General features: G+C 44.0%; 17 protein-coding genes. 9 read left to right on the top strand and 8 right to left on the bottom strand.

The window, feature by feature from the left end; genetic code table 11:
* The first annotated feature begins 125 nt into the window (after nucleotides 1–125).
* Together G601_RS0101085 and G601_RS24590 are read left to right on the top strand one after the other, a co-directional pair.
* Nucleotides 126–815 carry a YczE/YyaS/YitT family protein gene (locus G601_RS0101085; RefSeq protein WP_026664195.1) on the top strand — a complete coding sequence of 230 codons (690 nt, stop codon included), beginning with the start codon at nucleotides 126–128 and terminating at the stop codon, nucleotides 813–815.
* Nucleotides 816–1,007: 192 nt separating this feature from the next.
* Entirely contained in the window at nucleotides 1,008–1,550 is a 543-nt protein-coding gene (locus tag G601_RS24590; RefSeq protein WP_026664194.1) for a PepSY domain-containing protein, read from the top strand.
* Between the two features lie 86 nt (nucleotides 1,551–1,636).
* On the opposite strand, the gene G601_RS0101075 is transcribed toward G601_RS24590, so the two are convergent.
* Nucleotides 1,637–4,042, bottom strand: coding sequence for a Tex family protein (locus tag G601_RS0101075; RefSeq protein ID WP_026664193.1), 2,406 nt, complete (start codon nucleotides 4,040–4,042; stop codon nucleotides 1,637–1,639).
* A 242-nt stretch (nucleotides 4,043–4,284) separates the two neighbouring features.
* Between G601_RS0101075 and G601_RS0101070 the strand changes: the two genes are divergently transcribed.
* The 6 genes from G601_RS0101070 to arcC all read left to right on the top strand — a co-directional run bounded on the left by G601_RS0101070 (nucleotide 4,285) and on the right by arcC (nucleotide 9,703).
* Nucleotides 4,285–4,689 carry a hypothetical protein gene (locus tag G601_RS0101070; RefSeq protein WP_207638003.1) on the top strand — a complete coding sequence of 135 codons (405 nt, stop codon included), beginning with the start codon at nucleotides 4,285–4,287 and terminating at the stop codon, nucleotides 4,687–4,689.
* A gap of 13 nt (nucleotides 4,690–4,702) precedes the next feature.
* Complete coding sequence (locus G601_RS21445) at nucleotides 4,703–5,251, top strand: hypothetical protein (protein WP_051205456.1); 549 nt, start codon at nucleotides 4,703–4,705, stop codon at nucleotides 5,249–5,251.
* A gap of 110 nt (nucleotides 5,252–5,361) precedes the next feature.
* Entirely contained in the window at nucleotides 5,362–6,111 is a 750-nt protein-coding gene (locus tag G601_RS0101060; RefSeq protein WP_026664191.1) for a DUF975 family protein, read from the top strand.
* A 13-nt stretch (nucleotides 6,112–6,124) separates the two neighbouring features.
* Nucleotides 6,125–8,059: a glycoside hydrolase family 2 protein gene (locus G601_RS0101055; protein WP_035790139.1), complete on the top strand. Its 1,935-nt coding sequence runs from the start codon at nucleotides 6,125–6,127 to the stop codon at nucleotides 8,057–8,059.
* Nucleotides 8,059–8,688: a DUF6553 family protein gene (locus tag G601_RS0101050; protein WP_207638002.1), complete on the top strand. Its 630-nt coding sequence runs from the start codon at nucleotides 8,059–8,061 to the stop codon at nucleotides 8,686–8,688. Before G601_RS0101055 ends, G601_RS0101050 begins: the two co-directional genes overlap by 1 nt.
* Before the next feature lie 79 nt (nucleotides 8,689–8,767).
* The gene (arcC, locus tag G601_RS0101045) at nucleotides 8,768–9,703 is read left to right on the top strand and encodes a carbamate kinase (RefSeq protein ID WP_026493025.1); all 936 of its coding nucleotides are present in this window, start codon (nucleotides 8,768–8,770) and stop codon (nucleotides 9,701–9,703) included.
* A gap of 47 nt (nucleotides 9,704–9,750) precedes the next feature.
* On the opposite strand, the gene clpX is transcribed toward arcC, so the two are convergent.
* The 6 genes from clpX to G601_RS0101015 all read right to left on the bottom strand — a co-directional run bounded on the left by clpX (nucleotide 9,751) and on the right by G601_RS0101015 (nucleotide 16,721).
* Nucleotides 9,751–11,277 (bottom strand): ATP-dependent Clp protease ATP-binding subunit ClpX, encoded by a 1,527-nt coding sequence (gene clpX / locus G601_RS0101040; RefSeq protein ID WP_026493024.1) that lies wholly within the window; start codon nucleotides 11,275–11,277, stop codon nucleotides 9,751–9,753.
* 201 nt (nucleotides 11,278–11,478) lie between these two features.
* Nucleotides 11,479–13,281, bottom strand: coding sequence for a S1C family serine protease (locus G601_RS21440; protein ID WP_051205454.1), 1,803 nt, complete (start codon nucleotides 13,279–13,281; stop codon nucleotides 11,479–11,481).
* A gap of 216 nt (nucleotides 13,282–13,497) precedes the next feature.
* Nucleotides 13,498–13,776, bottom strand: a complete 279-nt coding sequence (locus G601_RS0101030; protein ID WP_026492826.1) for a hypothetical protein — start codon at nucleotides 13,774–13,776, stop codon at nucleotides 13,498–13,500.
* 8 nt (nucleotides 13,777–13,784) lie between these two features.
* The gene (gene galE / locus G601_RS0101025) at nucleotides 13,785–14,801 is read right to left on the bottom strand and encodes a UDP-glucose 4-epimerase GalE (protein ID WP_026664188.1); all 1,017 of its coding nucleotides are present in this window, start codon (nucleotides 14,799–14,801) and stop codon (nucleotides 13,785–13,787) included.
* A 61-nt stretch (nucleotides 14,802–14,862) separates the two neighbouring features.
* On the bottom strand, nucleotides 14,863–16,089 hold the full coding sequence (locus G601_RS0101020; protein ID WP_026492828.1) for a UTP--glucose-1-phosphate uridylyltransferase: 1,227 nt from the start codon (nucleotides 16,087–16,089) through the stop codon (nucleotides 14,863–14,865).
* A gap of 95 nt (nucleotides 16,090–16,184) precedes the next feature.
* Nucleotides 16,185–16,721 carry a histidine phosphatase family protein gene (locus tag G601_RS0101015; RefSeq protein ID WP_026492829.1) on the bottom strand — a complete coding sequence of 179 codons (537 nt, stop codon included), beginning with the start codon at nucleotides 16,719–16,721 and terminating at the stop codon, nucleotides 16,185–16,187.
* A gap of 92 nt (nucleotides 16,722–16,813) precedes the next feature.
* On the opposite strand from G601_RS0101015, the gene G601_RS0101010 reads away from it, so the two are divergent.
* Nucleotides 16,814–17,284: an RpiB/LacA/LacB family sugar-phosphate isomerase gene (locus G601_RS0101010; protein ID WP_026492830.1), complete on the top strand. Its 471-nt coding sequence runs from the start codon at nucleotides 16,814–16,816 to the stop codon at nucleotides 17,282–17,284.
* A 43-nt stretch (nucleotides 17,285–17,327) separates the two neighbouring features.
* Here the strand turns inward: G601_RS0101010 and G601_RS0101005 are convergent, their stop codons facing one another.
* Nucleotides 17,328–19,277 carry a glycoside hydrolase family 127 protein gene (locus G601_RS0101005; protein WP_026664187.1) on the bottom strand — a complete coding sequence of 650 codons (1,950 nt, stop codon included), beginning with the start codon at nucleotides 19,275–19,277 and terminating at the stop codon, nucleotides 17,328–17,330.
* Nucleotides 19,278–19,286: the final 9 nt, after the last annotated feature.

Here is a 19,286-nt window from a genome sequence, read left to right as displayed (position 1 = left end):
AAAAAGAACACACAAAATGACATTGTTGCCCAAAATCGATTTTGCTATAGTACTTTGAGTAACAAAATATGACTTCTTCCGCTTTTGCATACATGAAGTCATCGTAATCTTCTTTGGAGGAATCAATGTTAAAAAAGATTGACGCAGAAATGAAACGTCGCCTTGCCATGACCTTTGGAGGCGTACTTATAGCAGGCTTTTCCGTGGGAATGTTCCAGTTTTCACTTATGGGTATGGATCCTTTTCAGGTATTCGCCCATGGAATATGGACACAGCTTCAGCACATTTTGACAGGCGGTGCTCCGAGATTTTTCACAGATTTTGAAGGAAGTCCCGTGATTGGTTACGGTATCGTATATATGGTAATCAATATGATTCTTCTGGTATTTGACTTTTTCCTTGATAAAAAGAAGATAGGAATAGCCACATTCATCAACTTATTCCTGCTTGGATACGTTGTCGACTGGTCACATAACTTTTGGACTAATTTAATTCCAAATCCTTCATTTATGATAAAAATGCTCTTCCTTATTGTAGCGATTGTAATCATGTGTTTTGCTTCAGCTCTGTATTTCACCAGTGACCTTGGTGTATCTACCTACGATGCTATCGCGCTTTCGCTTTCAGAGAAAAAGGGCTGGGATTTTAGAATACTTCGAATCGCAGGTGATCTCATCTGTACAGGACTTGGCTTTGTGATGGGTGTTCTCCCGGGAATAGGAACCATTATTACTGCATTTTTCATGGGGCCTCTCATCGAGTTCTTCAATGTTCATGTAGCAAGACCTCTAAGATATGGCAAGAACGCAAAATAATAGTAAGGATACCAAAGGCTATGGAAGATTGATTTTCCATAGCCTTTTTTCAAAAGAGTTTATCTATATTTAATAAACCTTTCATCCTTACCTTTCTTAAAAACCATATAATTAAATATATAGATGTAAAAAACTTACAGCTTTACAGATGATTTGAATTGATTCATCTCTTTTTTTACAAGGAGTTCCCAAATGAAAAAAATCATTTTAGCAATCCCTATTACCGCCATAGTTCTGGCAGCCACTTTATTTTTTTCACCTGCAAGTGCTATGACCAACACAGAGATTTCTCTAGACGAAGCCACACAGATTGCTCTTCTGAATGCAGGCTTTAATGCAGATGAGGTCGTTATCATAAAATCTGAAAGAGAAGTCGAAAATGGAATTGCACAATATGATATAGGTTTCGTTGTAGAACCCGATGAGTATTATTACGAAATAGAGGCTTCTACCGGTAAAATACTCTATTATATGTACTATGACGAGAAAAAACGCAAGCTCAGGGAATCCAATCCTGTTCCACCTCCGCAGGAGATAACCCCTGATCAGGCTCTTGAAATTGCTCTAAAGCACGCAGGCTACACCGCTGCTGAGACCACCGGCTCTGAAGTCAAAAACGACTACGATCAGGGTGAAAACATCTATGAAGTTGTATTCTATATTTATGGAAAAGAATACCAATACGATATCAGAGTATCAGATGGACAAATTCTTGATTATGAGATTGATCATTAATTCAAGGCTGCCGCAGTCAACTGCAGCAGCCTTTACACTCTATTATAATAATATTTCTAAACCTATCATTTTCTTTAAAAATCTACTTACTTCTTTATCTTCATGGTAAGTCCGATTCTCTGCTTCTTTACATCAACCTCGATAACCTGGACATCTACAATATCTCCAACGCTTACTGCATCGAGAGGATGCTTAATGTAGCGGTCAGTGATCTGAGAGATGTGCACAAGTCCGTCCTGGTGAACACCTATATCCACGAAAGCACCGAAGTCTACGATGTTTCTGACTGTCCCCTTGAGAACCATTCCGGGCTTTAAGTCCTTCATTTCCATTACATCGCTTCTGAGGATAGGAGCGGGCATGCTCTCTCTGGGGTCACGGGAAGGCTTCTCAAGCTCTGAGAGAATATCTGTAAGAGTGATCTCACCAACTCCGAGCTCCTCAGCGAGCTTCTTCTTATCGCCCACCTTATTAAGGAGGCTTCCACCTGCAAATCCTGCACCATTACCTGCGCCTGCTTTATTGCCGGATTTACCCTTAGCAGCGCCATTATCAGAAGCTGACTGTGCGCTATCTGCAACAAGATTTGCTCCGTTTAATGCTGCAGCAAGAGCTGCTCCCATAGCGGTACTGGTATTCTTAACAACAAATGTCTTTTCCTTCTTGGTATTCTTACCCTTATTTCTGTCAGAATTACCCTTAGCTTCTGCCTTCTTGGCATCAGCCTTGGCTTTGGCTGTTTTCTTCTGAGCCTCTCTTACATCATCCATGGTTAGACCAAGCTTATCCATAAGCTTCTCTGCAGCCTCGTATGACTCAGGATGCACGCTTGTGTCATCAAGAGCATTCTTACCGTCATGGATTCTGAGGAATCCTGCGCACTGCTCATAAGCCTTGGGTCCGAGCTTTGGAACCTTAAGGAGCTCATCTCTGCTCTGGAACTTGCCGTTAGCTTCTCTATAATCAACAATATTTTTGGCAATAACCTTGCTGATACCTGATATATAAGTAAGAAGTGGAGCTGATGCTGTATTAAGATCAACGCCCACCTTGTTAACGCAGTCTTCAACTACACCTGAAAGAGCTTCTCCAAGCTTCTTCTGATTCATGTCGTGCTGATACTGACCTACACCGATACTCTGTGGATCAATTTTAACAAGCTCTGCAAGAGGATCCTGGAGACGTCTTGCTATGGAAGCAGCACTTCTCTGACCTACATCAAACTGAGGGAACTCCTCTGTCGCAAGCTTACTTGCTGAATATACGGAAGCTCCTGCCTCGTTTACGATAACGTACTGAACAGGCTTATCAAGCTCCTTTATAAGCTCTACGATTACCTGCTCTGATTCTCTTGAAGCAGTACCATTACCCACTGAGATAAGGTCTACGTCATATTTCTTTATAAGCTTTTTAAGCTCTGTCTTAGCTTCCTCAACCTTGTTCTGAGGAGCTGTGGGATAAATAACCTTTGTATCAAGGACTTTTCCTGTAGCATCTACGATTGCAAGCTTACAGCCTGTCCTGAAAGCGGGATCCCATCCAAGTACTGTCTTACCTGCGATAGGAGGCTGCATAAGAAGCTGCTCAAGGTTCTTACCAAATACGCCAATAGCGCTGTCCTCTGCCTTCTCTGTGAGTTCATTTCTTATGTCTCTCTCGATGGCAGGAGCAATAAGTCTGTCATAGGAATCCTTGCAAACAGCCTGAAGTACAGGTGTTGTCTCAGGATTTTCCTTTGTGATCGTCTTCTTTTCAAGGAAACGAAGGATCTGTTCCTCGGGAGCTGTGATCTTAACTGTAAGGAACTTTTCAGCCTCGCCGCGGTTAAGAGCAAGTACTCTGTGTCCGAGGATCTTGTTTACAGGCTCCTCAAAGTTGTAGTACATCTCGTAAACGCTCTCTGCCTTCTCGTCCTTTGCAGTTGATGTAACAAAGCCCTGATTCCAGGTCTCCTCACGGATGTATGTACGGTAATCGGCATTATCAGAGATCTCCTCGGCAATGATGTCCATGGCTCCCTGAATAGCCTCCTGAATGTTCTTAACCTCTTTCTCCTCATTTACATAAGGAGTAGCTTCCTCAACAAGAGTCTTTGTGGTCTCCTGTGCGCGGATAATATCTGCAAGTCCGTCCAGGCCCTTCTCCTTCGCAACAGATGCTCTTGTCTTTCTCTTGGGTCTGTAAGGTCTGTAAAGATCCTCAACTGCAACCATTGTCTCAGCAGCGATGATCTTCGCCTTAAGCTCGTCTGTGAGCTTACCCTGCTCCTCAATGCTGGAAATAACCTGTTCCTTCTTCTCCTCGAGACCTCTTAAGTAGGTGAGTCTCTCGCCTAATGTTCTAAGCTGCTCATCGTTAAGAGATCCGGTTACCTCCTTACGATATCTAGAAATAAACGGTATGGTGTTACCCTCGTCAATAAGCTTGACTGCAGCCTCAACCTGCCATTTCTGTACACTAAGTTCTTCTGTGATCTTCTGTAAAATATCCATACTGACTGTAAAACTCCTTGAATTTATTGGCTTATAAGCCTTCAAAATCAATGCTAAAAAAGCATGCACATTGTCTATTTTACTATGATGTCACCCACTTTTTCAATCACCCTGATATTTCATCAAAATTTAATACACAATACCCTGTTTTTGCGGTAAACTTAAGGTGAAATAATGTTATCTTTTGATGACAGAGGAGGAAAATGTAATTCAGCTTCAGACTGATTTACAACTAACTGATAATGACTGAAAGTTTTGAGTATAACCAGTCTCGAAACCCTCTAAATCCCAGGGTTTCCATGGCTACCATAGCCTCAATAACAGGTCTGGTTTCAATAGCACTTTTACTTAGCGTCTATCTCTCCATTATTCTCGGAGGAGTCGCTGTAACGCTTGCTCTTCTTACACGTGATAGTAACGGCAAGCTTTTCCCGCAGGCCAAGCGTGCAATTGCCTTTGGTCTTGTAGGATTATTTGGGGGATACGCACTGATTGTTACATCCTTCGTGACGGTTTTCACCGATCCCGAAGCGCGCAGAATGGTGAATCAGTATTCCGAGGCAGTCACCGGCAGAAGCTTTGACGCCATGTTTAATGAGATCACCGATAATCTCGGAATAAGCTTCGACATTCCTGCAGAGAATTAAAGAGGATGTGCTTATGAGTGGTATCAGTGGAATTGGATTTAATAGTTCATACGCATCAGGGTTCTTTGGTCCTGCCTTTAATAACGGCGGCTCCGGAACAGTTTCAGAGGCAGCGGCAGGTGCAGGTCCTGTCATGGGTGATGGCAAGGTAAGCCTTAATCCCGGAGAATCCGTTGAGAAAAAGCCCGGCATGCGTTCATCACCGGCTGAATGCGAGACCTGTAAGAATCGCAAATATATAGACGGTTCTAACGAAAACGTATCCTTTAAGAGCGCAGCTCACATATCTCCCGAAGCTGCTCCCTCAAGAGTTCGCGGCCATGAGCAGGAGCACGTATCCAACGCTTATAAGAAGGCAGCCGAGGGCGACGGCAAGGTTTTACAGGCTTCTGTAAAAATCCAGACCGCAGTATGTCCCGAGTGCGGACGCACCTATGTATCCGGCGGACTTACTACCACTCAGATAATGTACAAAAATGAAGATAATCCATATCAGAAAAATAAGAAATCAGCTGACGCAGCCAGTGGTCTTATAGGCTCCAGCTTTGACGCAGCCGTTTGATTTTCACCTGAGAGGTGCACTGATCATTATATAAGGTGAGGCCTTAGTGCTTCGCCTTATTTTTGGGAATGGCATATTCCATTTCACAATAAAAAACACAAGAGGAAGCTATGAAAAATTTTAACAAAACATCAGCCCTTAAATCCACAGCAAGAGACAGGCTCATCGGGCATTATGGCACAACAATTTCCGCAATTATTCTTTACAGATTCATTTCATTTGTAGTCGTTAACTTTATAGTCGGTTCTATAATTCCAAGTAGCCTTATTTCATATTTGGTATTTTTCTCAGCTACAATTCTGGTAAATCTGTTCCTGGGTGTATTTGATTCAGGACTCGCTTATCTTTTCATGAATATCATATATGGGCAGTCCGTATCGGTTGGGGATCTGTTCCACGGTTTCAAGAATCACCCTGACAAGGCAATTAAGCTCCAGGTTCCCATCGCAGTTATGGATACCCTTACAATGATTCCGATTCAGGTGCTCTCAGTTGTACTCGCCAGAAATGCTAAGATCACAGGCAGTATCGAGCCCCAGGTGACCTGCGCAGTTATCGCAGTAATCGGTATCCTCGCTATTATCAATCTTTATGTTCGTCTGACTTTCTCCCAGTCCTACTACATTCTTCAGGATTTTCCGGACAAATCGGCGACTTCCATTTTAAAGACAAGCTCAAAGCTCATGAAGGGCAATAAGAGAAGACTCATTCTCCTTTACCTTAGCTTCATTCCACTTGGGCTCATTGGTATGCTTGCATGCTTCGTTCCGTTTTTCTGGGTAACAGCTTACGTTGCGGCTTCTGATGCTGCTTTCTATCAGGACCTTGTAGCTGTATCTGCACAAAACACTAATTCATAAAAAGGAAAACTATATGGATTTAATAGATGCAATTAACGCGATAGATAAGACACACGAAGACGACGTACTGCACAGATTGACAACGGTCTGGGGCGATTCTCTTGATAAAGAGAATGTTTTACAGGAATACCCTCGTCCACAGTTCGTCCGTAACAGCTATATAAATCTGAACGGAGAGTGGGAATACGCCTTTTCAGGCAGCAATGCCCATCCCCGCAAGATGGATGGAACCATTCTGGTTCCTTTTTCACCTGAGGCAATATTGTCCGGCGTCGAGAGACAGCTAAAGCCCGATGAATACCTTTGGTATAAGAAGGTGCTTCCTTCAATTAAGCTTCCTTCAAAGGATTACCGTGTGCTTTTACATTTTGGTGCCGTGGATCAGCGCGCCATCGTTTTCATAAACGGTGCCCCCGTTGGTGCTCATTCCGGCGGATATCTTCCCTTTACAATTGATATAACTGAAGAATTAAAGCAAAAGAGCCCCGAGGATGAGCTTACCCTTGAAGGCACTCTCACAGTCTGCGTACAGGATGACAGCGATTCCTCCTACCACAGCAGAGGTAAGCAGACACTTAAGCGCGGCGGTATGTACTATACTGCCCAAAGCGGTATCTGGCAGACAGTCTGGATGGAGGTAGTACCGAGAACACATATCACAGCCTATAGGATCCTTCCGGATAAAGCTCTGGACGTTATCTATGTAACCGTCCACACCAATCACAAGTGTCCTGTTTCCATCAAGATAATGGACTCCTCCAAAGAGATCCTCATTGCAGAAAACGAGGGCCTCACAACAAGCAGAAATGACAAAAACCGTCAGCGCTTCGAATCAGAGGATTTCCGCGATTCCTTCAGCCATCAGTCCGATGAACTCAGTACCTTCTCACCGGATATTGAAGCCAAGCACAAATCCCGCTATACATATTCCTGCAAGATTACTATTCCCAAGCCCCACCTCTGGAGCCCCGAGGATCCTTATCTCTATCAGGTATGCATAAATGCAGGTGATGACGAAGCCTGGAGCTACTTTGGAATGCGCTCCTTCACCAAACAGTTTGATAATAACGGTAACCCCGTATTTTTCTTAAACGGTAAGCCCTATTTCCTTAACGGTGTTCTGGATCAGGGCTACTGGCCAGATGGTCTCTACACCGCACCAAGTGATGAGGCCCTGATTTTCGATATTACTGAGATGAAAAGGCTCGGCTTTAATATGCTAAGAAAGCACATAAAAATCGAAGCTGCAAGATGGTACTACCACTGCGACAGACTCGGAATGATAGTATGGCAGGACATGGTAAGCGGAGGTTCATCCTATGCAAAGCCTGTAGTCTCCTACCTGCCTACACTTTTCCCGGGAATCTTCGGACACATGCCAGACGGTCCCATCAACTATCATATATTCTCGAGAGAATCTGCTGACGGCAGACGGGAATGGAACCATGAGATGAGGGAGACCATCCAGCACCTTATAAATGTTCCCAGCATTTCGGTATGGGTTCTCTTCAACGAGGGATGGGGACAGTTCAATGCATCCGCCGCAACAATACACGCAAGGCAGTTTGCTGACAACAGGCTTGTCGACCAGGCCAGCGGATGGTTTGATGAAAATGGCGGAGACTTCAGAAGTGTCCACAACTATTTCAGACCGCTGAATGTCGTTGCAGATAAAAAGCACCGCGCCTTCGTAATCTCCGAATATGGCGGCTATACCTGCTATATCAAGAACCACAGCAGCGTGGACAGAGTTTTCGGCTACAAGAAATTCGATACTCCTACCGATTTTCAGAAGGCCTATAAAACGCTTATGGACGAGACTATAGAGAGCCTCAAACAGAAGGGCCTTGCAGGTGCGGTTTACACCCAGCTCTCAGACGTTGAGGAGGAAGTAAACGGCATACTGACCTACGACCGCAGGCATAATAAGTTAGAGATGAAAAGATGATGAAAAATAACAATCTTTATGACAAACCAAAGGAAATTAACAATTTTCATGAGATAGAGGACTTCTCTGAGAGAAGAGCCCACCTCGAGTACCTGAGCGAGAAGCAGGAGGCCTCCGGAATCTGGAGCGACATAACTCCTGAAGATGCAAAGCGCTACTTAGAGCTCTTCGACGACAGATATGAGAAGAAAAACAACCAGTGGGTGGATAATTACATGCGCGCCTTCATGATGCTAATGACTCTTAACAGGGCATCCGCCATATCCTTCTTAAATGGCAGAAGACGCAAGGAGATTGAAAGCTATCTGACTGCACTTGGTGCCTATAGTGACAATATCGACTCCTATCAGCTTGAGGAATGGAAGGACTTTGCAGCCTGCTATATAACCTCCTGCACCTCCAGCAAGACCTACGGCACAGCTTTCCTTGGCATAATACCCATGCCTGATAAAAACGTAGGCCTTAAAATCGCAGGAGATATCGATACCGCACTCCACGAAGTCCCTGAATCCTACGATCTTTTTGAAAAATCCAAACCCATATACAAGATTTTCAAGGAAACTTATTGCATCCTTTTACAAAATGGTGAAAACCTGTGGAACGAATATATGGCCACACGCTCTAATTAACATCATATAAGGTATCCTACAAAAACAATATATGGTAAAATGAGACATATTTTTATTAGCACAATCGGGAGGAAACGCAATGGAAAACAAGAAGGCCGTTGTATCCCTTGGACACGAAGCCCTCGGATACACCACCAATGAACAGATGAAAGCCACAAAGGTAACTGCAAAAGCTCTTGCTGATCTCGCAGAGGCAGGTTACCAGCTTAACATAACACACAGTAATGGCCCCCAGGTAAGCATGATACACAAGGCCATGACAGAGCTTCGAAGAATCTATATCGACTACACTCCCGCTCCCATGAGCGTATGTAGCGCAATGAGCCAGGGTTATGTCGGCTACGATCTGCAGAATTCCCTTAAGAGCGAGCTCACAAGCCGCGGAATATCAACTCCTGTCAGCACAATTCTGACTCAGGTTACTGTTGATCCCTATGATGAAGCCTTCTATGCTCCCACCAAGGTTATCGGCAGATACATGTCCAAGGAAGACGCAGATAATGAAGTTAAGAAGGGCAACTTCGTACAGGAAGTACCCGGAAAAGGATACCTTCGTATCGTTGCAGCTCCCAAGCCTATAGATATCGTTGAGATTGATGCCATCCGTGCACTTTCTGACGCAGGTCAGATAGTTATCGCCTGTGGTGGTGGCGGAATCCCTGTAATCCAGCAGAACCACGTACTTAAGGGTGCTTCTGCAGTTATCGAGAAGGATGCTATCGCAGGAAAGCTCGCCGCTGATCTTGGCGTAGACAGACTTATCATTCTTACTTCTGTTCCTTACGTTTACACAGACTTCGGTAAGGACACTCAGGCTCCTATTGAGCGCATGAACGTATCTACTGCAGAGCAGTACATCCGCGATGGCCAGTTTGGTGCAACAGATATGCTTCCCAAGATTGAGGCTGCTATCGAATACCTCAAGAAGAATCCTTCAGGAAGTGTTCTCATCACTTCTCTTGCAGAGGTTGGAGACGCTTTAAAAGGAAAAGCAGGTACCTTCATTACTGCATAAAATATCCCGAATATCAAAAACGCTGCCCTTTACGGACAGCGTTTTTATTATGAATTTTCTACAGATTTCACAGGAATAGCCTTCGGTACTTCCATGGTCCTAAGCTCAATTCTGGGACCACCCTTTCCTCTGATATAATCTCCTGTTATCGTTACATTTCCGATGTTATCATCCTTCGGAATCTCATACATGATATCCAGCATGAACTCCTCAATAATGGCACGAAGAGCTCTGGCTCCCGTATCCTTTTCCATAGCCTTCTCAGCTATTGCTTCAAGTGCATCATCATCGAATTCAAGGTTAACCTCATCAAGAGCAAGGAGCTTCTGATACTGCTTAAGTATCGCATTCTTGGGCTCCTTAAGGATCTGCACCAGCATCTCCTTGGACAATCCCTTCAGAGTACATACGATCGGAAGTCTTCCGAGGAACTCAGGGATCATTCCAAACTTCTTAAGATCCTCAATAGTAACCTTGGTGATAAGATCAGGGTCCTTATCCCACTTATCCTTAAGGTCTGCATCAAAACCTATTGAGGTCTGCTTGTTCAGTCTCTGCTTTATGATCTCTTCAAGATCCGGGAAGGCACCACCGCAGATAAACAGAATGTTTCTGGTATTAACTGTAGCCATGGGAACCATAGCATTTTTGCTGCTTGCTCCAACCGGAACCTCAACATCTGATCCCTCAAGGAGCTTCAGCATTCCCTGCTGAACTGACTCTCCGCTTACGTCTCTTGAAGTAGTATTCTTCTTCTTTGCAATCTTATCGATCTCATCTATGAAAATGATACCCTGCTGGGCTCTGTCGATATCGTTACCGGCTGCTGCCAGAAGCTTACTTACAACGCTCTCGATATCATCACCGATGTAGCCTGCCTCTGTAAGGGATGTAGCATCAGTGATAGCAAGCGGCACATCAAGAAGCTTAGCCAGTGTTTTTACGAGGTAGGTCTTACCACTACCTGTGGGTCCGATCATGAGAATGTTTGACTTTTCAATCTCGATGTCGTCCATTGTGCCTGTCTTAACTCTCTTATAGTGATTGTAAACAGCCACAGAGATTATCTTCTTAGCCTGCTCCTGGCCGATTACATAGTCATCGAGCTTGCCCTTTATGATGTGAGGCGCAGGAATGTTCTCAATGCTGAACTCAGGCTTAACCTTGATATCCTCTTCCTTCTTCTTTTTGATCTTCTGTGAATTAGGGATTCCGCCTGAATTCATGAAGTCACCAAAGTTCATGAAATTAAGCCCCGGCATTCCGTTGTGCTTATTAAGCTCATTCATAAGGTCGGGATTGTTCAGAAGGTTCTGATAATCAAACTGGCTGACTGTGTCCATGGTCTTGTGCATACAGTCATCACAGACGCATATTCCGTTAGGAAGGTGAAACATCTTGCCTGCCTTGCTCTCAGGACGTCTGCATATAAAGCACACATCCTCGTAATCACTCTCCTTATTATCCGTTGTATCGTTATTTACCTTACTTTCAGCTTTATCACTTTTGATCTCGGATTCCGGAACCTCTCTGAAATCCAGATCGTCATTATTATTATCGAAATTGTTGCCCATAAATTTTTTTACTCCACTTCTAATGCTTATATCAATGCGACCAAATTATTCCAATTCGCACCATAACCTTTTAATGTCATCATCTTATTATACATATCAGGCAATTTGCTTGCAATTTTCTTGTATGATATGAAAAAACTGCCACCGTTTATGCGATGGCAGTTTCACTAAATCACATTAGATTTTTATTATTTATTCTATTTAGTTACCAAAGCCGAAGGGATTCTGGAAGGGATCATATCCCTGGCCACCCTGGCCCTGACCATCCTGGCCCTGACCATCCTGACCTTCTTCCTGCTTTGCATCAGGCTGCTTCTCACCGGAATATGTCTTTCCATCAGTATCGCTGTCTGACTGAACTGTGGGCTTTGTTCCAAGTGTTACCTGAAGCTCCTGCTCCTGGTATCCACCCTGACTCTGTCTCTGAACTGAGATTGTAACAGTCTCACCTGCTTCATAATATGCAAGTCTGTTCTGAAGATCATCCATTGATGAGATTTCTTTTCCATCAAACTTAGTGATGATATCGCCTTCCTGAACACCTGCTGCCTTAGCGCCACCATCCTCGGAAACGCCTGCTACATATACACCAAGAGGAAGTCCATACATCTGTGATACGTCTGAAGTAACACTTACACCAGAGATACCGATATAGCCTCTCTTTTCCTCTGAAGCCTTTGAACGTGTCTTCTCAGTCATGAGCTGCTCAATGATAGGCTTAGCTGTTGAAATCGGGATAGCATATCCCATGCCCTCGATTGCTTCACCGCCGATCTTGTTGGAGTTGATACCAATTACTTCGCCGCTGATATTAAGAAGTGCACCACCTGAGTTACCGGGGTTGATTGCTGCACTTGTCTGTACGAATGTACCCTTTCTGCTGTCATCAAGGTCGATCGCACGATTAACCGCACTGATAACACCAGTAGTAACTGACTGACCATAGCCAAGAGCATTACCGATAGCAATTGCAGGCTCGCCAAGTGTAAGTGAATCTGAATCACCAAGAGTTGCGATAGCGATTGCATTCTTTGTATCTGCGCTGAGGTCAGAAAGCTGAACAGCGATAACTGCAAGGTCCATGTTGGAATCTGTTCCTTTAACCTCTGCCTTTGCGGTGTTCTCGTCTACAAAAAGAACCTCAAGGGAATCAGCGCCTTCAATAACGTGGTAGTTAGTTGCAATGAGAAGCTCTGTATCGTTTGTTCCAACGATAATACCTGAACCTGAAGCTGTGAGCTCCTGGCTGTAGGTCTGTCCAAAGTATGAAGCAGACTGTGTGTAGTTGTTGTTGATGGAAACCATTGCAGGCATTGCCTTGGCAACAACCTCTGTAACGTCTGTTACAACTGTTCTTGAATTCTCAACTGTCTCTGTCTGAGAAATACCTGATTCAGCATTGTTTGCTGCGATAGTTGCGTCTGTATCACTCTGCTGATCCTTCTCTTCAGTCTTAGACTCTTCTGATTTTGCTACAGAGCTGTCTTCCTTAGAAGCCTCTGCCTTATCCTCTACAGCTGCAGGCATCTGGGAAATCTTTGTCATGCTGTAGTAGCCTGCTCCGAGACCAAGGAAGAGAACAAGTGCAATAGCGATTGCTGCTGCCACCTTCTTACCTGTTCCCTTCTTATGCGGTCCGTTGTTTCCTCCATTCATACCGGGCTGATTGTAGGAATACTGGTAATTACCGTATGTGCCATTATTTCCGTTATTCCCATAATTACCGTTGTTTCCATAATTACCGTTATTGCCGTAATTGTAACTGCCGTAGGAGTTTCTGTTCTGGCCTCCTGTACCATTGCTCATGCCGTTGTAGCTGCCGTAAGATCCAGTATTGTTGTTCTGATTGTAACCGACGTAATTACCGTTCTGATTACCTGTTCCGTATGTACTACCTGATCCGTATTGATTGCCTGATCCGTAGTTGCTTCCGGAATTGTTTTGTGTTTCCTGCTGTCCCCCGACATCTACCTGGCTTTGTTCATTATTCTCATTATCAAACATCGTTTTTTACCTTCTTTCTTTGATAAACTTTTTGATAAATTATATTTTTCTTCATTTGCATGTTCTCAGTATAGAAAGAGATTGTGACGAAATTGTGATAAAAGTATCAAAAAAATATTTCCCGAACCTTAATCGAAACTAAAAGTTTGTTTCAAAAGTCCGGGAAATACGCGGTTTTTTATTCTATTTGTTATATAACAACAGCAAAAAATTTTATTAATAATAAAAATCGTCCTCTTCGATTACCTGAATTTCCATATAATCAAAAGGTATCTCCTCTATAAATGCATCCTTAGTGAATCTGCATTTACTATGAAGCTGAAAATCATGAACCGTGGACTTGAGCCAGATAGGCTTACTAAGATCAAGATCATAGCAGGCCTTCTCAAGGGCGTTCATAACCTTATGGGTTCTGGTCTCCATAGAGGAATCTTCAATTACTGTGTCTTTTAATAGATGGTTATCTTCTATAAGTCGTACCCAGAGTCTGAACATTGTGAATATCAATCCTCATATCCGTTAGGGTTCTGACTCTGCCATCTCCAGGAATCCTCGCACATTTCACGGATGCCGTTCTGAGCCTCCCATCCAAGCTCTGCCTTAGCCTTATCAGCATTGGAGTAGCAGGTTGCGATATCGCCTGCACGTCTGGGCTGAATCTCATAAGGAATCTTAACGCCGTTAGCTTCCTCGAAGTTCTTAACGATATCGAGAACGCTGTAGCCAACGCCTGTTCCAAGGTTGTAGATTGAAAGGCCACTGCCGGGCTCAAGCTTCTTAAGAGCCTTAACATGTCCAACTGCAAGGTCAACTACGTGGATATAATCACGCACGCCGGTTCCATCCGGAGTATCGTAGTCATTACCAAATACATTGAGCTTAGGAAGTCTTCCTACAGCAACCTGTGTGATATAAGGCATAAGGTTGTTAGGAATACCATTGGGGTTCTCACCCATTGTGCCGCTCTTGTGAGCACCGATAGGATTGAAGTATCTGAGAAGAACTACGTTCCATTCCTTATCAGCAAACTGGATATCTGTAAGAACCTGCTCAAGCATGGACTTTGTCCATCCGTAAGGATTGGTGCACTGTCCCTTAGGGCACTCCTCTGTGATCGGAATAAATGCAGGATTACCATAAACTGTTGCAGATGATGAGAAGATGATGTTCTTGCATCCGTGCTTTCTCATTACATCAACAAGAGTAAGTGTTCCTGTGATGTTGTTGTCGTAGTACTCCCAAGGCTTCTGAACTGACTCACCAACAGCCTTAAGTCCTGCAAAATGGATAACACTGTCGATCTTTTCCTTAGTGAAGATCTCTTCAAGGCCTTCTCTGTCGCGGATGTCTGCCTTATAGAAGGGAACCTTTTTGCCTGTGATAGCTTCAACGCGGCCAAGTACCTTCTCGCTGGCATTAGCAAGGTTATCCATTACGACTACGTCGTATCCGGCGTTCTGAAGTTCAACTACTGTGTGGCTTCCGATGTAACCTGCGCCACCTGTAACTAATATTGCCATTTTTTGTCCTCCCTTTTATAACATCATCCGCCAGCGAAGCTGACGGATGGTGGTCCCTTTATTAAAGTTCAATTCCGTTCTTCTTGCAAAGCTCTCTTGCTGACTCAACAGAATCCTTACCTGTCTTATTCTTAATAGGTGCGAACTCATGCTCACGAACAACCTCGTAAGGAACACAGCTGTCAAGCTCGTGGATCATATCAAGAACAAGCTGCTCAAACTTGCATCCGTTAGGAGTCTCGGGCTTAACAAGCTCGCCAGCCTCGTTGATGAAAGGAATCTTCTTCTCAACTACGTGAAGAGGAAGCTCATTCTTAGCGATTCTCTCAAGCGCAGGTACATTGAAGAGGTAATTAAGGATAACACCATAGTTGTATGCAGGCTCACCAGCCTCATCCTTAGCATCCATCATCTCCTGAGTAAGCTCATAGTACTCAACGATTGAAGGTCTGCCATCCTCAAGACACATAACACCAACACCCTCATCAGGCGCGTTCTTCTTGACAACCTTAGCACCAACCTCAGCCTTCTGCTCGATTGTAGCACCTACGAATGTAGGATCACAGATTCTCTGAAGTACGTTATCAACTGCGAAAATATTAACCCACTCGATGCCCTCAGCATGAAGTGTCTTATCAAGGCCAGCCTTGATCATTGAAGAGAACCAGCCTGCATTTCCGTTAGGAGATGTAGAGATACGTCCCTTCTCTTCCATATATACCTTACCTTCGTAATCAGAAGCGGGAGCCATATCCTGCTTGAAGAAGGTAACCTTATCTGCTTTATAACCAAAGAAATTCTTCTCTGTAAGGAAGTTAACTGTCTTCTCGTGGTTCTTCTCACTTGTCATGATGAAAAGGTGAATCCATGAACCTGTAGCATTAACTACATCAAGAAGGTTCTCGATAATTCTCTGGAAGATAAATACTTCCTTTGTAAGACCGATGTTGTACATACCCTTAGGATCATCAGAACCAAGTCTTGTTCCCATACCACCTGCAAGAAGACATGCTGCAACCTTGCCTTCCTTGATTGCATCTGTACCAATCTTGGTAAACTCATCCTTTCTCTTCTCGATCTCAGAGAGCTGCATGCATGCAAGAGGCTCGAACTTTCCTCTCTCAGAACCGTGTCCGAGATTCTTGGCATTCTTCAAAACCTCGAAATCAGTCTCGTCGATTTGCTGAAGAAGTGCTGCCTTCTCAGCTTCTGAAAGTTCATCATAATATTTGAGAACGTGCATCTGTCCGTTTGCTTCCAGTTTCTTCTTTGCTTCTTCTAATGTCATAGTATAAATTCTCCTTTACTACTTAAAATAAGCGCTCCATTAATAATATCTCACAAGAAAAATAAAAACAATCAATACCGAGCAACTTTTGCTCGTTAAAAATCATATCGCCTTATCTCGCAGTTTTTGATTCCAAAGGATGAGAACGCTTCGTTGTCCATTTCTCTAAAGTATGACTCCACAATTCTTGCTATTCCGTTATGTGCCACCAGAATATAAATCTTGTCATCATTTTTAATATCATCCAGCAGATTATAAATTCTCTGCGCAAGCTGCATCATGGATTCGCCTGTGGAAAAACGGCTGGCCATGTGCTTTTTTGCTTCGTGGAATTCCTTACCGTCTCTGGGAGTAGATTCATATCTTCCAAAATTCTGCTCGATAAGTCTCTGCTCAATCTTCATAGGAATACCGGTGATCTCAGAGATGTGTCTTGCCGTTTCCGACGCCCTGATAAGGGGTGATGTCAGAATCTCGTCAGCCTTTATCTCCTCTGCCAGGATTTTTTCTCCTGTCTCTATCGCCTGCTGATGGCCTTTTTCCGTCAGTTCTATATCCGTGGCACCACATATCTTGTTTTCCACATTCCATACGGTTTCACCATGTCTTACAAAGTAGAAATATTTACTCATATTTGCTCCATTTCATTTTCTCTTTGCTTATTATAAGTGTTATCATAGAAGTAGTGAACAACTCTCGCAATAATTATAAGGAGGCGCATACCATGAAAATAGCTATGGCTAACGATCACGCAGGAACTGCCATGAAAAATGAGATAAAGGCATATCTTCTTGCAAACGGTTATGAAGTCGAAGATTTTGGAACCTATGATGAAGAAAGCTGCGATCTTTCTGACTTTGTTTATCCCGCTGCTCTTTCCGTTGCGAAGGGTGAATGTGACAGAGGGATCTTTTGTGACGGCGTCGGATATGGAAGCGCCCTTATAGCCAATAAAATAAACGGATGCTACGCTGCCGTATGCCAGGATCCTCTCTGCGCAACACTTGCAAGGCAGCACACAGACTCAAATATCCTGTGCCTCGGTGCCAAGATAATCGGCACTCTGATATCAATGGAAATTGTGAAAACCTGGCTAAATACAGATCCTCTTATGGAAGAAAAATACAGAAGAAGAGTTCAGAAGGTATGCGATATAAACGACAAATGCTGCATACCGGTAGATAAGCTATCGTAACTTAAAAGACTTCTTGGTCGAATTAGGCCAAGAAGTCTTTATTTTATCTTCTAACCCACACCAGGAGCTCTCCAGGAGTCCTGTTAGCCCAGGAATAATAAGGAATGAAGGTCATCCTTACATCCTCTTTCTTATTATCTGAATACACTCTGTAGAGCTGGTCCTCACCCCAGGATTTTTCCGAAGTACGATGGCCATTAGCATCTATCACTACTACGCCATTTGCCATATCCTTCTCAAAATGACAGTTAAATTCAGGCGCATCAGAGAGTGAAAGGTTCTGAAGGAGCTTTCCATTATCAGCTTCCTCAAGACAGTACACAAGAGGTCCTCTGGTAACAGCAACCTTTCCAGCATCGGCGCGGACACGGGGATTGGCTTCCATCAGACGAATCGGCATCTCCATCTTAAGTACCACAGTATCCCCGTCCTTCCAATTCCGCTTAAGCTTCGCATAGCCATTGGAAATGGCATCAGCACCGGCGATTTTCTCGCCATTAACCTCTAACGAATATTTTTCACACCAGCCGGGAATACGCACAGCGAGCGTAAACTCACTCTCAGCATCATTGTGTATGGTCACAGCGACGTCTCCATCCCAGGGATAGCCCGTCTCCACGGAAAGCTTCTGCTTCGCTCCTCCAAGCTCAGCCTCAATCTCACCGCCGATAAACAGATTCATATAAATCTCATCTGTATTCGCCTCGTAGGCATAGCCACCGATTGACGATAAGAGTCTTGCAATATTGGGAGGGCAGCACGCACAGCCAAACCACTTCTGACGCTCGATTTTTACATGCCTCTTATAATAATCCTTAAGGGAGGACTCCGGATTGGCCTCAAGGGGATTCACATAGAAGAAGCTCTTTCCATCAAGAGACATTCCGCTTATCACAGCGTTGAAAAGCGTATTCTCCATCACATCAATGTATCTGCTCTCTCCTGTTATCTCAAACATGCGACGGGCAAAAAAGATAAGTCCTATCGCTGCACAGGTCTCAGCATAAATCGTATCGTTGGGAAGATCATAGTCAAAGGTAAAAGACTCGCCGTACTGGGTTGAACCTATGGCTCCTGTGATGTACATCTGTCTCTGAACAATGTTATTCCAGAGAGTCTCACAGGCTTCAAACAGAGATGCATCCCCGGTTGCAGAAGCAACCTCTGCCATTCCGGTGTACAGATATACAGCTCGCACCGCATGCCCTTCAGCCTTTTTTTGCATCCTTACAGGCTTACCTGCCTGATAATACTGTTTCTTCATGTAGCTATCATTCCAATAGCATTCATTGTTATTCTTCTTTTCTTCCTCCTCAAAGAACAGAGGACTCTGACCTCGCTGATCAATGAAATATTTTGCAAGCTTTAAATGCTTCTCATCGCCTGTCACCCCGTAAAGGAGAACAAGCGCCATTTCAGCAACTTCGTGTCCCGGATACCCCGGAATTTTCCCGGGATCTGTTCCGAAGTTCTCACATACGCAATCGACAAATCTGATCGCCACCTTCAAAAATCTGTCCTTACCTGTCGCCTTAAAATATGCAACTGCTGCCTCTATCATGTGTCCAAGGCAGTACAGTTCGTGACGGTCCATCAGGTTAGTAAACCTTTTATCCAGACCTTTAATAATGTAGTAGGTATCTAAATATCCATCCGGCTGCTGTGCGGAAGCAATGAGCTCGATCGTCTCATCCGCCGTCTTTTCAAGCTCCGGATCCTTATGCCACATAAGCGAGTACGCTACCGCTTCAAGCCATTTATATACGTCGCTGTCCTGAAAACAGTAGCCCTGAAAATCCCCCTCCTCAAGACCTGCTGCAATCCTGAAATTCCGGATGCAGTGACTGGGCTCGGCATTTTCAATTCTATCGTTAAGTGCCTCCCACTGATAAGGAATCACATGGTTCCTTACAAGCTCCATGTAGGGCTTCCAAAACGGATCCCCAATCCGAATATGATCAAGTGCGATGGGCGCAACTTTCTTTTCATACATCTATCCTAT

Source organism: Butyrivibrio sp. FC2001, from assembly GCF_000424125.1.
Lineage (GTDB): Bacteria > Bacillota > Clostridia > Lachnospirales > Lachnospiraceae > Butyrivibrio.
Note: the sequence above shows the minus strand (reverse complement) of the source record. Positions and strands in the feature narration are given on the sequence as shown.

Coding starts and splice junctions, on each gene's coding strand:
- arcC (WP_026493025.1), top strand. CDS start 8,768: ATGGAAAACAAGAAGGCCGTTGTATCCCTTGGACACGAAGCCCTCGGA.
- G601_RS21440 (WP_051205454.1), bottom strand. CDS start 13,281: ATGTTTGATAATGAGAATAATGAACAAAGCCAGGTAGATGTCGGGGGA.
- G601_RS24590 (WP_026664194.1), top strand. CDS start 1,008: ATGAAAAAAATCATTTTAGCAATCCCTATTACCGCCATAGTTCTGGCA.
- G601_RS0101015 (WP_026492829.1), bottom strand. CDS start 16,721: ATGAGTAAATATTTCTACTTTGTAAGACATGGTGAAACCGTATGGAAT.
- galE (WP_026664188.1), bottom strand. CDS start 14,801: ATGGCAATATTAGTTACAGGTGGCGCAGGTTACATCGGAAGCCACACA.
- G601_RS0101075 (WP_026664193.1), bottom strand. CDS start 4,042: ATGGATATTTTACAGAAGATCACAGAAGAACTTAGTGTACAGAAATGG.
- G601_RS0101010 (WP_026492830.1), top strand. CDS start 16,814: ATGAAAATAGCTATGGCTAACGATCACGCAGGAACTGCCATGAAAAAT.
- G601_RS0101020 (WP_026492828.1), bottom strand. CDS start 16,089: ATGACATTAGAAGAAGCAAAGAAGAAACTGGAAGCAAACGGACAGATG.
- G601_RS0101055 (WP_035790139.1), top strand. CDS start 6,125: ATGGATTTAATAGATGCAATTAACGCGATAGATAAGACACACGAAGAC.
- G601_RS0101005 (WP_026664187.1), bottom strand. CDS start 19,277: ATGTATGAAAAGAAAGTTGCGCCCATCGCACTTGATCATATTCGGATT.
- G601_RS0101085 (WP_026664195.1), top strand. CDS start 126: ATGTTAAAAAAGATTGACGCAGAAATGAAACGTCGCCTTGCCATGACC.
- G601_RS21445 (WP_051205456.1), top strand. CDS start 4,703: ATGAGTGGTATCAGTGGAATTGGATTTAATAGTTCATACGCATCAGGG.
- G601_RS0101060 (WP_026664191.1), top strand. CDS start 5,362: ATGAAAAATTTTAACAAAACATCAGCCCTTAAATCCACAGCAAGAGAC.
- G601_RS0101030 (WP_026492826.1), bottom strand. CDS start 13,776: ATGTTCAGACTCTGGGTACGACTTATAGAAGATAACCATCTATTAAAA.
- G601_RS0101050 (WP_207638002.1), top strand. CDS start 8,059: ATGAAAAATAACAATCTTTATGACAAACCAAAGGAAATTAACAATTTT.
- clpX (WP_026493024.1), bottom strand. CDS start 11,277: ATGGGCAACAATTTCGATAATAATAATGACGATCTGGATTTCAGAGAG.
- G601_RS0101070 (WP_207638003.1), top strand. CDS start 4,285: ATGACTGAAAGTTTTGAGTATAACCAGTCTCGAAACCCTCTAAATCCC.